Origin of the sequence: Roseburia hominis, from assembly GCA_040702975.1 — a bacterium.
Taxonomy (GTDB): domain Bacteria; phylum Bacillota; class Clostridia; order Lachnospirales; family Lachnospiraceae; genus Allocoprococcus; species Allocoprococcus hominis_A.
Genome location: CP159990.1, coordinates 1,098,782 through 1,113,114, shown reverse-complemented (window position 1 = coordinate 1,113,114; position 14,333 = coordinate 1,098,782). Strand labels below are relative to the sequence as shown.

The window sequence follows — 14,333 nt, the reverse complement described above, 5'->3', positions numbered from 1 at the left end:
ACCTTAACTTTGCTACATATTCAATTTTTAAATAACCACCGCAAGATGGTCTGTTTGTGATGCCTAAAAAAATGGATATCCTCTACTATTCTTTTTCAACCTTTTTACTGCCTTATCAAAATCGGATTCAATCGGCTGGGTTCTATTAAAAATTTCATACTCACCATAAGCCTTTTCAAGTGCTTGTTTATGCGATATTTTTCCATTGTCTCTGAGAATTTTATATTGTCTGAATTCAAGAAATGCATTAACGCTTTTTTCAAATTCGTCCATAGTAAAAACATTCTCTCGCTCAATCAAATCTTCAATATAATCAAAGTATCCTGTAACAGCACGCTCCAACTGGCGAATCTGTTTTTCATTAAGATAATTCTTTGCAATTATAACATCTGATTTTAACACTCTCCCATCAGGAGCATTTTTCCATGTTGTCAAACCCATATGCTCTTTCTCATGATCGGCCGATTCATATACAATTTCTGCAGCTGTATGATTTGTAATGGCATAATGAAATCTGTTCTGTATTGTGGCATAAAAATGATATGCTGTCTCCGAATTTCTAGCATAATCAATACTACACTCTGCAAATATATCTGTTATCTGCTGCCAGATCCTTCGCTCACTCGCTCGAATAGAACGAACTCTTTCTAAAAGTTCCCTGAAATAATCTTTACCAAAAGCAGTTTCCCCTTGCTTCAATCTTTCGTCATCCAGTACAAAACCTTTTTGCATATATTCTTTCAGGATTTTTGTCGCCCATATTCTGAATTGAGTGGCCTTTTTTGAATTTACTCTATATCCAACCGATATAATCACATCAAGGTTATAATATTTAGTCTCAGATGTCTGTGTTTTTCCTTTGATTGCACCATGCTGAGTGGTTGTTGCAATTTTTGCAACAACCACTTTCTCGTCCAATTCACCAGTACTAAAAATATTTTTCAAATGTCTGCTAATTCCAGACTTATCTACACCAAAAAGCTCTGACATTGCTTTTTGAGTAACCCACAGACTTTCATCCTTAATATATGCATTTATTGATACATCTTCATCTTCTGAATTATACAATACCATTTCCATTTGTTTTGAAAAATCATTCAATTTTCGCGCCCCCTTCTGCATCCATAATCCTGTAATAATCTTCCATGTTCAAACTTAATTTCACATAAGTATCAGGTTTCCGCCCAAAGCTTTGCAAGCTTCGTGCGGTGTCGCGGCATTCGCCAAGGTCTGGAGCAAGCTCCGACTTTGGCTCATTGCTCACGCATTTTCGGTTGCTCTTCTGAAGGAGCGCGATAGTTTCCACATGCACCGTCTCCGGAAACATATCCACCGCCCCCCACTTCCGTATCTCATACCCACCATCACACAAATACTTCAAATCCCGCGCCAGCGTAGCCGAATCACAGCTCACGTACACAATCCGCTCCGGCTGCATTCTCACCATCGTCTCCAGCACACTCTCCTCACACCCTTTTCTCGGCGGGTCCACCACGATCACATCAGCTCTGGCATGTTCACCGGGGTGCTCCTTCTCATACCTCTCATAATATCCCGGCAGAACCTCCTCCGCCTTTCCCACATAAAATTCCGCATTCGAAATCCCATTAAGTCCGGCATTTCTTTTTGCGTCCTCAATCGCCTGGGGCACAATCTCCACCCCATACACCTGCTTCGCCCTCTGTGCCAGGAAAAGTGAAATCGTCCCAATCCCACAATACACGTCCCAGACGATCTCTTTGCCCGTGAGGCCTGCATACTCAAGCGCCTTCCCATACAGCACCTCCGTCTGCACCGGATTCACCTGGTAGAAAGAAAGCGGAGATATCTGATATTTCACATTTCCAATATAATCGGTAATATATTCCTGCCCCCAAATAACCCGGATTTCCTTCCCCATAATCACATTCGTATTTTCCCGATTGATACTATAGGTAATGCTGGTCATTCCCGGCACCCTGCAAAGCTCCTCCGCCAGTTCCTCCTCATGCGGAACCCGATTCCCGTTCACCACCAGACAAACCATGATCTCTTTCGTCGTAAATCCCACACGGATCAACACATGGCGCACCAGTCCTTCCCCAGTTTCCTCATTATAGGCCGAGACTTTGTATTTCTTCATAAATTCAAGAATCATCTCCAGAATTTCCCGATTCACTTCCGCTCCCAGCGCACAATCCAGATTGGAAATGATCTGATGCGTGCGTCCCGCGTAAAATCCTGCGGTCAGATTCCCCTCTCTGTCCTTTCCCACCGGATACTGTGCCTTATTCCTGTAATGATATGGCTCCTTCATACCGGCAACCGGCTCCATAATACGATCGATCATTTCCGCACCAAAACCGCCGATGCGGATCAAATTTCCTCTCACCTTTTTCACCTTAAATTCAAGCTGCTTTTCATACGATAACGCCTGAATCTGGCAGCCACCGCATTGCCGCGCCACCGGGCAGACTGGCTCTACCCGGTCAGGAGATGCCTTCAAAATCTTCATCATTCTGGCATAACCATAATTCTTTTTCGCTTTCGTGACCTTCACTTCCACCAGATCGCCGATCACAGCGTCCTTGATAAATAATGTATAGCCGTCGACCTTGCCAATCCCCTCGCCGCTCACACTCATATCTATGATTTCGACTACCGCAGTCTCATTTTTATCCAACATTTTTCCACTCCTCACAATCGCCTGAAATCCTGTTCTTCCTCATTTCATAAAATGAACAGGCGAAAGAACTCACTCTGCCGCCTGTCCAGCCATACCATTCTCTTTAATTTAAAGACTCGTTTTCCGCAAATTCGACTCAAACAGCCGGTTATATCCCAGCCAGTCATTACTTGCCTTCTCCTTAAAGATCTCCGTCAATGTCTGCATCTTTGCGTCCGTGCAATCTGCAAAATTCAATGCCAGAGCCTCCGCCAGAGCCGGCTTTTTCGGTGAACCGTATTCCAGCTCCCCGTGATGCGCGATAATACAATGCTTAAGCTCACTTGCCAGCTTCCGCGGGAAACCATCAATCTCCCTGATCGCATCGTCCACCATCTCCACGCCGATCACGATATGTCCCAAAAGCTGTCCGTCATCTGTATAGTCATTGTCCGGGAATGAGGACAACTCCTGCGTTTTCCCGATATCATGACAAATCGCCGCTGTGAACAGCAGATCCCGGTTCAAAATAGAATACGCCCCGACAAAATATTCACAGAGCTTCACCACGCTCAATGTATGCTCCAAAAGTCCTCCGGAAAATCCATGATGCACGCTTTTTGCTGCCGAATGGCTCTTGAAGCGCGCGATAAATGCTTCGTCCTTCACAAAATAATACTGGAGAACCTGCTGCAAATACGGATTCTTCACCTGTGCCACATATTTCAGCAGCTCCGCATACATACCCTCCACACTTCTCTCAGTGGTAGGCATATAATCTGCGGGTTTGTACTCTCCCGGATTCGCCACTCTGAGCTGTTTAATGTTCAACTGCAAATTCCCATTATAATTAATAACTTCACCGAACACCTCAATGAAATCCTTCTCGTCATAATCCGCAATCCCGCTGGAATTTGGGTCCCAGACCTTGCCGTCAAGACTCCCCGTCTTATCCTGAAGAATCAGGTTATCATACGGTTTCCCGTTGCGGGTCTCCGCACTTCTTTTCCCTTTACAAAGATAAATCGTTCTGATTGTCTCACCTTCACGTAATGTATTGATATATCTCATGACTTCCTCTTTCCACATCTATTTTATATTTTCATCTATAAACTCGCATCTGCCCTATTTAACGTTCTTTCTATAGCTATTATCTATAAAATCGCACACATACTACGACTTTCTATATGAACACACGCATATCACGATTTCTTATACAAACCTCTCTACTCCAGGCTTCCCACCGTCACGGTAAAATTCACATCCACATATCCTGACGCGCCCTGCCGCTGCCCTCTGAGCCGAAGTTCCTCGCCGACCTGGGCCTCCATCAGAGCCGCACGATATCCCGAGATCGTCGAAACCTTCGTTTTCCCCACCTGCGTAATCACATCGCCACTCTGAATTCCCGCCTTCATCGCCGGGGAATCCGCCTCTGCGTCTTTTACATAAATTCCCTTGGGAACCTCCTGGTCCTGGGAAATGCTCTCTGTGACCTCCACGCCATTGATTCCAAGGTACGGAATCGCCTGCCCGTTAGAAAGTTTTTCTATCACTTCTTTGATGCCGGAAATGGAAAATGCCGTCACCATGCTCTTCCCGCTTCCGTCTGTGATCTTCTGATCGGCAAGTCCGATCACTTCGCCCTTGAGGTTAAACAGCACGCCGCTTCCGCCTTCCGACATCGCAACGTCCGTACACAAAATCCGGAAATCTCCGTCGGTAATCGTCATCCTGTTGCGCACGGAGCTGATGATTCCATATCCGGTCCCGCCTGCATAACCAAACATTTTCCCAAGACAAATGACCGGATCACCCCTATTTACAATATTAGAATTGCCAAGCACCGCTGCCTTGGTCTGATTTTTCGTGTTGTCCGAGACCTGATGCCCGTCCACCGCAAATACGGCAAGCCCCAGATTCCGGTCCTGTTTCTTCAGCACCGCCGAATATTTGGCATTATCCGTAAATGTAACGGTAAGGCTCTTTGCGTCCTGCAGAATCCGCGAAGGCGCCAGAACCAGAATCTCCGAAACATTTTCCCACACAATAATACCGGAAACGCTGTTCACCGCGTCATAGTGCGTTCCTTCCCAGGCGTTCTCGTCCTTGACTGCGCTTACTTCCACCACACAGTCAGAGGCCGTATCCGCGATCTGATAGAGCGCTTCATACATCTCCTGATAATTATCCGCCGTCAGCACCGGAATTACAGGCTCTGCCTCCTGTTCTTCTTCCTCGTTCCCCTCCTGGGGCTTCTCCTGTTCCTCCTCATCGGCCGGAATCGTCACCTTCTGGGGACTTTCTCCAAAGGTCCTCTCCGCCCAGGGCCTGAGCGCACTAAATACAATACAGGCCGCAAGTCCAAATATGGCCCCTCTTCCTGCCGTTTTCAGGACTAAGCCCAGGACGCTTTTTCCCGTCACCTGCTCATCTTTTACCGTCTCTTTAAGGAAAGAATAGCGCTCTGCTTCCCCTAAAGTGTTTCCATTTTCTCTCGCTTTTTCCGCCGCCTCTTCCTCGCTACGAGTCCGCGGCCGTTCTTCTTCTAATCTTTTCTCTACTTCCCGCTCCTCAGACATCTTTCTTTCTCCTTTGGTCCAAAAAGGCTTAAGCAGTACCCTATCTTGTAGTATACATGATTCCGGGGAAATGTTCAATCATTAGCCCAAAATTCATTCCCTTTCATTTTCAAACATTCTCAAAAAGGAATAAATCTCATCACTTTCCCGAAAACTTTCCGGAAACAGAACTACATTTTCACTTTCCATTCCCACGCAAATAGGATATACTGTAACTTATGAGAGGTGTATTATGAATCAGAAAACATTAACAAAACTTGAATTTCCAAAAATTATAGATATGCTTGTAGACTCTGCCTCCTCCCCGGGAGGAAAGCAGCTCTGCAAACGACTGAAACCCATGACGGATCTGGAGGCGATCAATACCGCCCAGGAACAGACCGCCGCCGCATTTACCCGAATCGTCCGCAAAGGACAACTAAACTTCAGCGGCTGTCTGGCAGTAAATGATTCCCTGCGCCGGCTGGAAGTAGGCAGCGCCCTCGGAAGCGGCGAATTGCTTAGAATCGGCAAACTTCTGACCGTCACCGCCCGCGCAAAGACGTACGGACGGCATGACACCACAGAAGAACTCTCCGACTGCCTGGACATTTATTTTGAACAGCTATCCCCTCTTGCCGCACTGGCCGCCGAGATTGACCGGTGCATCATCAGCGAGGAGGAGATAAGCGACGACGCCAGCCCGAAGCTCCGCTCCATTCGCCGCAGCATTGACGGAATGAACGACAAGATTCATTCCACTTTGGTCGGACTTTTGAACGGTTCCATGCGGACTTACCTTCAGGACGCGATCATCACCATGCGGGGAGACCGTTACTGTCTCCCGGTCAAAGCGGAATACCGCAGCCAGGTGAATGGTATGATCCACGACCAGTCCTCCACCGGTTCCACTCTGTTTATCGAACCGATGGCGGTTGTAAAGCTCAACAACGATTTGAAAGAGTTATTTGCAAAAGAGCAGGAAGAGATTCAGATTATCCTGGCGCGCTTAAGCGCTGATGCGGCAGAATATACCGAGGAGATCCGCACCAATTACAAGATGCTGACGGAGCTGGACATGATTTTCGCCAAGGGAGCACTGGCGCTTAATATGAACGCCAGCCGCCCGCTTTTCAATACAGAGAAACGGATTCGGATCCGCGAGGGGCGGCACCCGCTTTTAGATAAAAAGAAAGTCGTTCCGATCAGCCTGACCTTGGGCGATACCTTCAATCTTTTGATCGTGACCGGACCGAATACCGGCGGAAAGACCGTTTCCCTCAAAACCGTGGGGCTATTTACGCTCATGGGCCAGGCCGGGCTTCATATTCCGGCGCTTGACCGCTCGGAGCTTTCAGTATTTCACCAGGTTTTCGCGGACATCGGAGATGAGCAGAGCATTGAACAATCGCTCAGTACTTTCTCCTCTCATATGACGAATATTGTATCCTTCCTCTCGCATGTAGACGAGGAATCCCTGGTTCTTTTCGACGAGCTAGGGGCAGGAACCGATCCTACGGAGGGCGCCGCGCTTGCCACTGCCATTCTCTCCCATCTGCACAATCGGGGAATTCGGACCATGGCGACCACACATTACAGCGAGCTGAAAGTTTTTGCCCTTTCTACGCCCGGCGTGGAAAATGCCTGCTGCGAGTTTGACGTGGAATCCCTAAGTCCCACCTACCATCTGCTGATCGGAGTGCCCGGAAAGAGTAACGCCTTTGCCATTTCCCAAAAGCTGGGACTACCGTCATTTATCATTCAGGACGCGCGCACACGGCTCAGCGAAGAGGCGGAATCCTTTGAGGATCTGCTCACCGACCTGGAAGAAGGGCGAAAGACCCTCGAAAAAGAGCAGGAAGAGGCGGCCGCATACCGCCGGGAGATCGAGCGTCTCAAGGCCGAGACCCGTACCAAACAGGAACGTCTGGACGCGCAGAAAGAGAAGATTTTAAAAGACGCCAACGAAAAAGCCGCCGCCATTTTGCGGGAAGCAAAAGAATTTGCCGACGAGACGATGAAGAATTTCCGCAAATTCGGGAAAGAGAATATTTCCGCTTCCGAGATGGAAAAGGAACGGGAACGGATTCGCCGGGAGCTGGCAAAGAAGCAGGATTCCACCCGTCTGGAGGCAGCAAAACCCAGGAAGCAGCATAAGGCTTCCGACTTCCATCTGGGCGACTCGGTAAAAGTGCTCAGCATGAATCTGACCGGAACAGTGAACTCCCTTCCCGACGCCAAGGGCAATCTGTCCGTACAGATGGGAATCCTTCGTTCCCAGGTCCATATGTCTGACCTGGAAATCATCGAGGAACCGCTGACTATCACGGCGAAACAGATGCGCCGCACCACAAGCGGCAAGATGAAAATGGGCAAAGCCATGAGCATCAGCCCGGAGATCAATCTGCTGGGCAAGACGGTGGACGAGGCCATCGCCGCACTGGACAAATACCTGGACGACGCTTATCTGGCGCATTTAAGTCCGGTCCGCATCGTGCACGGCAAAGGAACCGGCGCGCTGAGAAATGGGGTCCATCAGTACCTGCGCCGTCAAAAACATGTAAAGACCTTCCGGCTGGGCGCATTTGGCGAAGGAGACGCCGGAGTGACAATCGTAGAATTCAAATAGCGCGCAGGCAAACGTTCTTTACCTAAAACGTTATTCCAATAAGGGGTGATAAAAAATGGTGAGTAAACAGAAAATTTTAATAGTAGACGATGATGAAAATATCGCAGAACTGATCTCTCTTTATCTGAACAAAGAATGTTTTGATACTTTAATGGTTTACGACGGAGAAGATGCGCTGAGCGCTTTCGACACGTACCGCCCGAACCTGATCCTTCTGGATCTGATGCTTCCGGGCATCGATGGATACCAGGTATGCCGGGAGATCCGGAGCCGTTCCAATACGCCGATCATTATGCTTTCGGCAAAAGGAGAAGTCTTCGATAAGGTGCTTGGACTGGAGCTGGGCGCCGACGATTACATAATCAAGCCTTTTGATTCCAAGGAGATGGTAGCCCGCGTCAAGGCGGTCCTGCGCCGTTATCAGCCGGCTAAACCGGACGCGCCGGCAGCAGACCGCGGCAAATGCGTGGAATATCCGGGAATCGTGATCAACCTGACCAACTATTCTGTCATGGTGGACGGCGTCAATGTCGACATGCCCCCCAAAGAGCTGGAACTGCTCTATTTTCTGGCCTCTTCACCGAATCAGGTATTTACAAGAGAGCAGCTTCTGGACCAGATCTGGGGCTATGAATACATTGGAGATACCCGTACCGTAGACGTGCACATCAAACGTCTTCGCGAGAAGATCAAGGATCATTCTTCCTGGGGACTGGCTACGGTCTGGGGCATCGGCTACAAATTTGAGGTGAAATAAATGCGCAGTACATTATATCTGAAGTTTGTCGCTTTATACGTCATCTTTGGTTTTTTAAGTATCTTTGCGGTCAGTGCATTATTTCCGCTTCTGACCACAAACTATCTGGAAAATGAGACCGGCAGCGATCTGTATCAGGAGGCAAGTCTTCTTGCCTCCGATTATCTGCCTGGCTATTTTTCTGAAAAGATCACTCTTTCCGAAGTCTACGCCCAATTCGGCGGAATGCGCTCCTACCTGGAGGCTTCTGTCTGGCTTGTGGACCGGGAAGGCAAGATGCTGGCCTCCGTCCGGACCGATGAGCTTCCCTACGTTCCTTCCAGCATCGAAGATTTTGATCCCGCCGAAGGGGGAAGCGAAGTATATTCGATTGGAAATTATCACGGCTATTTTACAGAAGACATGATCACCGTCATGACCCCTGTCACGCAGAAATTCACAACCAAGGGATATCTGCTGATCCACAAGCCGTACCGCCATATCGAGGAGAACTGTTCTGTATTGATGTGGCACACATTTATCATTATGGTGACTATATACTTGTTTTCCTTCGTCATTTTACTGGGAATCCACTTCCTGATCTACCGTCCGCTTAAGAAGGTGACAGATGCCGCCAAACAATACGCTTCCGGCAACCTGGACGTAGTGATCCCGGTAAACACACAGGACGAGATGGGGTACCTCTCCGCGTCCCTGAATTACATGTCTTCCCAGTTAAAGGACATGGAGGATTATCAGAAAAAATTTGTCGCAAACGTGTCCCACGACTTCCGCTCCCCGCTCACCTCCATCAAAGGTTATGTAGAAGCCATGGCCGATGGGACGATTCCACCGGAAATGCATGAGAAATATCTGCGTATCATTCTGTTCGAGACCGAGCGTCTGACCGATCTGACACGCGACCTTCTCACCCTGAATGAGTTCGATACCAAGAATCTCCTCCTGGATAAAAGTAATTTCAATATCCACGAGATGATCCGGAACACGGCCGCCTCCTTCGAGGGCACCTGCACAGCCAAAAAAATATCAATCAACCTTCTGTTTTCTTCCAGAAACGTGATCGTTTATGCGGACAAGCGAAAAATCCAGCAGGTGCTTTATAACCTTCTGGATAACGCGATCAAATTCAGCAACCCGGAATCTACCATCACCGTGGAGACGACGGAACGGGGCGACAAAGTATTTACCTCTGTAAAAGACGAAGGAATCGGAATCCCCAAAACAAGTCTGAACAAGATTTGGGAACGTTTTTATAAGACAGACCTCTCGAGAGGAAAAGATAAGAAAGGCACCGGACTGGGGCTGTCCATCGTAAAGGAAGCCATTCAGGCGCACGGGGAAAATATTAATGTGATCAGTACAGAAGGGGTTGGGACGGAATTTATTTTTTCGCTTCCCAAGGAAAAAATCTTTTAGATATCCTATTAACTTTTTTTAATTATGGAGGCTGAAAAATCAGCCTCCACAATTTTTAAATTTAGCTCTAAATCTTCAACAGCAAAAACCAACTCAAACTGTAATAAGTAACCACTGCCACCAAATCATTAATCGTCGTAATCAGCGGTCCCGACGCAACCGCAGGATCTATCTTAATCTTCTTGAAAAACAGAGGAATCATCGTCCCCACCGCACTGGATATGACCATCGCGAACATAAGCGACAGCCCGATGCAGCCGGAGACCGTGAAGGAAAACGCCATCATTTTGCTCTTAGCAAGCCAGATATACAGGCCGATCAGCAAAAAAGAAGAGGATCCCAATATCACACCATTAAAAAATCCGATCTTTACCTCTTTGCCTACTAACATAAATTTCTGCCGTGTAGCAAGATTTTCGTCCATAAGGACACGGATCGTCACAGCCAGTGACTGCGTCCCAACATTTCCCGCCATATCCAAAATGAGCGACTGGAAACACATAATCAGGGTGAGCTGCGATACTACCTGTTCAAATATACCGACTACCGAGGAAACCACCATACCAAGGACCAGAAGCACTAAAAGCCAGGGAAGCCTTTTTTTCATACTTTCTTTGAGCGGTTCCTTCAGATCCTCTTCGGCAGTCAAACCTGCCAGTCTGGCGTAATCTTCTCCCAGCTCCTCGTCCACGACCGCGATAATATTCTGCGAAGTGATTACCCCCAGAAGATGGTTATTATTGTCCAGTACCGGTATCGAGTTCTCCGAATAATCCTTCAGTTTTTCGATACAATCATCTATCGCCTCATTCCCGTAAACATAGGGATAGGAAGTCATGACCAATTCTTCCAGCGCCGTATCCTGCCTGGCAATGATCAGATTCTTCAAATCCAATGCCCCGTAAAATGCATCTGATTCGTCGACCACAAAAAGTGTAGCGATATTATCATTTTTAGCCGCCTGAGCGATTAACTCGCTCATCGCCTGCTTTACCGACAAATTCTCCCGGATCACAATGTAATTCTTCGTCATTCTGCTGCCAATCTCGTCCTCATCAAACGAAGCAATCAGCGCGATATCCTTTCGGATACTCTCATCAAGCAACTCAATTAACAGTTCCCGCTTCTCCTTCCGAATCTCGCGAAGCACCTCCACCGCAGCATCTGTCTCCATATTGGAAATGATAACTGCCGCCTTTTTCAAATCCATCTCTTCCAAATATAACGCCACATCATTTTCGTCCATATATTCAAAAATATCAGACAACACGGCTGCGTCCAAAATGCGATACAGCTTCCTTCTTTCCGGCAAAGCCAGGGTCGAAAGCGCCTCCGCAATATCATTTTCATGATAATCGCGCAGATGGCTGCTCATCAGCTTCGGCGAAAAATTACTCCGGACTATCTCCGTTATCTCGCTTTTGTAGTCCGGTCTCCGGACCATTCTGGTCTCTTCTGTCATTTCCAATATTTTCTTCTCCATCTTTCCAGTCCTCCTTTGCGCGCATTTTAAGAAGTGCAGGACGTACTCCTCCACTCATGTTCCTTCTTTACTTATACCTTATGAAACGGCCGAATGACCATACGGGATGCCCTTTGGGTATAAATCATGAAATTTTGCTTAGGACCGGATATGTAAATAAGAAATAGAAATGAACCTGTTGCGACAAATAGATGCTTTGCCGGCTTATTTAAGGGGGGGACGGCGAAACATTCCCTTGCGGGGAGAACTTTCTGATAGGGAACACTTTATGAAAGAACTCTTTAACGTTCTAATGTTTCATCTACGGAACTCATCCCAAAAGCGAACTATCTTTCATAAGAATCCTATATTCTCTCACAATAGCGCCTGCAAGTTTGCAGAAAGATTGCCTGCCTAAAGCCGTCTGTCTTTCTTGCCTTTTCACATATTCCTGTCCTATAACTACTTCGACCTCGACTATCACAGCCGTCCATTCTGCTCACCTGCCTTTTTCTTCCTGTTATTTCATGAATCAGGATAAACTTTAATCGTATTATAGACTTCTTTCCGGGATATGTAAACCCTTACCCCGCTATTTGTGATTTTTGGAAAATATTTTCAGTTTCCGGCTATCTTTTATATATGTCTGACCGCCATAACAATATTAGAATACTGCATATATTACTGCTCATTTTCCATAATATGCAAAAATAAAGCCTCACACCCCTCCACAATATCATCATAGGTTCTGTCAAAATTACCTGTATACCACGGATCCGCAATGTCCCTGGGATTGGCCGAAAAATCCAACAGCCGATGAACCTTATGCTCCGGGTCTGAACCGATAATACGTTCAATATTTCGAATATTGCGGTATTCCATTCCTATGATGTAATCATAGGCTGCGTAATCCTGCTTTTTCATCTGTACAGCATATTTCCCATATGTGCTGATACCATGTTCTTTTAGTTTCCTTGCGGTTCCATAATGAACCGGATTACCAATTTCCTCGCGGCTGGTTGCCGCGGAGGCGATGGAAAATAAGGATCCCATGCCTCGTTTTTGCACCATGTCGCGGAAAATGAATTCCGCCATGGGGGAACGACAAATGTTGCCGTGGCACACAAAAAGTATTTTTATCATATTCTTATAGCTCCTTATAAGTCCTATATTTCTTCTCAAATGCCCAATATTAAAGGGCACTGAAAAAGTCTGATTCTAAAAAAGAATTGGGCTTTTTTAATGTATCCATTATAATAGAATCATGAGGAAGGAGGTTCTGCCATGTTGAAAGACCATTCACAGTTGAAACTTTCATTATCACCCTATCAGGGGATTTATGATGCAATCATTCCAGCAAATCATCTTTTGCGTAGAATTAAAGAAAATATAGATTTTAGTTTTGTAAATCCAATGCTCCGTAAACAGTATTGTGAAAATTTCGGGCGGCCGGCGAAAGAACCGGAGATGATGTTTAAACTGCTTTTTCTGAAAAAGCTGTACGATCTGTCCGATGAAACCCTGATCAGTAGTGCTCAGACAGACATGGCATATAAATTTTTTCTGGATCTGGAACCAGAAGAAAAAATGATAGATCCCAGTCTTCTGACGAAATTCAGAAAGACCCGCATCACGGAAGATATTCTGAAGGAAATGCTGAAAGAAACAATCCAGCAGGCTCTGGACAAAGGTCTAATCAAATCGGGAACGATTATCGTGGATTCTACCCACACAACTGCATCCGTCCGAGCGAAATCCCCCACACAAATCCTGAGGGATATGAGTAAACAACTTCGGAAAGAGATTTATAAAAATGCTTTTGAATTATCAGAAAGATTTCCAGAGAAACCATCTTTGGAAGCAGGATTGGACGAAGAGATCGCCTATACGAAGGAACTGCTCCAGGTTCTGGAGGAAGGGATAGAAACCTGTGGAAATCAAAAGATACAGAAAATCTCTAAAGAGATGAAAGAACTGCTTGAGAACGAACAGATCAGAGAGATCCGTTCCAAAGATGATAAAGATGCACGGTTTGGGCACAAAACGGCGACCAGTACGTTTTATGGGTATAAGAATCATCTCGCAATGACAGAAGGCCGTCTGATTGCTGGGATAAGTGTAACAGATGGAGGAGCACCGGATGGTCAGGAATTGCCGAAACTGATAGAAAAAGCACAGAAAAATGGAATAAAAGTAACAGAAGTTATCGGAGATATGGCATATGTCAGTGATGATAATCTGGAAGTATGCGGAAAAGAGATTGCACTGATTGCCCGAACGAATACAGCTGTAGCGGCGGCTGCAAACGGAAACCTTGCGGAGGGGTTCTGTTTCAATAAAGATGCAGGGTTGCTGCAATGTCCTGCCGGAGAGCTTTCCATGCGAGTGGAAAAGAGAGCTGCCAAAAACGGGAACACCTATTTAAGATATATATTTAGCAAAGTTAAGTGCCGGAAATGCCCACAAAGAGAAAACTGCCGTGTAGGAAAATCAAACTCAAAAGAACGAAGTTACAGTATCACGCAGGCAAGCGCGAAAAACATGGAAAGGCTTAAATTTGAAGAAAGTGAATACTTCCAAGAGAGAATGAAAATCCGGCATAGGATAGAAGAAAAGAATGGAGAATTAAAAGAAGCCCACGGTTTGCGCAGAGCAGATTCAAGAGGGTTATTTGCTATGCATGTTCAAATGTATTTTACCGCATTTACAGCAAATGTAAAAAGGATAGTAAGATTACAGGAATTGGCTATGGCTTAAACCATAGCATTATTCTGTAATCTTATCGAAAAAGAACTGAAAATCACGAAAAATTGTCATAAAAGAAAAACTCCCACTTAAAAAATGGAAGTTTTTCAGTGCCCTTA

10 protein-coding genes are annotated in these 14,333 nt (G+C 46.3%); 4 read left to right on the top strand and 6 right to left on the bottom strand.

The genetic code is table 11. The features are described 5' to 3' along the window. Window positions 1-63 precede the first annotated feature (63 nt). The 4 genes from ABXS75_05170 to ABXS75_05155 form a co-directional block, all read right to left on the bottom strand. Window positions 64-1,101, bottom strand: a complete 1,038-nt coding sequence (locus tag ABXS75_05170; protein XCP86199.1) for a virulence RhuM family protein — start codon at window positions 1,099-1,101, stop codon at window positions 64-66. Continuing rightward, window positions 1,094-2,665 carry a 23S rRNA (uracil(1939)-C(5))-methyltransferase RlmD gene (gene rlmD / locus ABXS75_05165; GenBank protein XCP86198.1) on the bottom strand — a complete coding sequence of 524 codons (1,572 nt, stop codon included), beginning with the start codon at window positions 2,663-2,665 and terminating at the stop codon, window positions 1,094-1,096. The genes ABXS75_05170 and rlmD overlap by 8 nt, the downstream gene beginning before the upstream one ends. A 108-nt stretch (window positions 2,666-2,773) precedes the next feature. Further along, the gene (locus tag ABXS75_05160; protein ID XCP86197.1) at window positions 2,774-3,715 is read right to left on the bottom strand and encodes an HD domain-containing protein; all 942 of its coding nucleotides are present in this window, start codon (window positions 3,713-3,715) and stop codon (window positions 2,774-2,776) included. Window positions 3,716-3,870: 155 nt separating this feature from the next. After that, window positions 3,871-5,226: a trypsin-like peptidase domain-containing protein gene (locus tag ABXS75_05155; GenBank protein ID XCP86196.1), complete on the bottom strand. Its 1,356-nt coding sequence runs from the start codon at window positions 5,224-5,226 to the stop codon at window positions 3,871-3,873. Window positions 5,227-5,458: 232 nt separating this feature from the next. Between ABXS75_05155 and ABXS75_05150 the strand changes: the two genes are divergently transcribed. The 3 genes from ABXS75_05150 to ABXS75_05140 are packed head-to-tail and all read left to right on the top strand — an operon-like array spanning window position 5,459 to window position 10,007. Beyond that, window positions 5,459-7,834, top strand: coding sequence for an endonuclease MutS2 (locus tag ABXS75_05150; GenBank protein ID XCP86195.1), 2,376 nt, complete (start codon window positions 5,459-5,461; stop codon window positions 7,832-7,834). Between the two features lie 55 nt (window positions 7,835-7,889). Beyond that, window positions 7,890-8,591 carry a response regulator transcription factor gene (locus ABXS75_05145; GenBank protein ID XCP86194.1) on the top strand — a complete coding sequence of 234 codons (702 nt, stop codon included), beginning with the start codon at window positions 7,890-7,892 and terminating at the stop codon, window positions 8,589-8,591. Further along, the gene (locus tag ABXS75_05140; GenBank protein XCP86193.1) at window positions 8,592-10,007 is read left to right on the top strand and encodes a HAMP domain-containing sensor histidine kinase; all 1,416 of its coding nucleotides are present in this window, start codon (window positions 8,592-8,594) and stop codon (window positions 10,005-10,007) included. It abuts the gene before it with no gap. Between the two features lie 67 nt (window positions 10,008-10,074). Here ABXS75_05140 and mgtE read toward each other — a convergent pair whose 3' ends face one another. Both mgtE and ABXS75_05130 read right to left on the bottom strand, forming a co-directional pair. Next, window positions 10,075-11,490 (bottom strand): magnesium transporter, encoded by a 1,416-nt coding sequence (gene mgtE / locus ABXS75_05135; protein ID XCP86192.1) that lies wholly within the window; start codon window positions 11,488-11,490, stop codon window positions 10,075-10,077. 660 nt (window positions 11,491-12,150) lie between these two features. Next, window positions 12,151-12,612: a low molecular weight protein-tyrosine-phosphatase gene (locus ABXS75_05130; protein XCP86191.1), complete on the bottom strand. Its 462-nt coding sequence runs from the start codon at window positions 12,610-12,612 to the stop codon at window positions 12,151-12,153. A gap of 141 nt (window positions 12,613-12,753) precedes the next feature. Here ABXS75_05130 and ABXS75_05125 point away from each other — a divergent pair, with 141 nt between their 5' ends. Then, a complete protein-coding gene (locus ABXS75_05125) occupies window positions 12,754-14,226 on the top strand; it encodes an IS1182 family transposase (GenBank protein XCP86190.1) in 1,473 nt (490 codons plus the stop codon). Window positions 14,227-14,333: the final 107 nt, after the last annotated feature.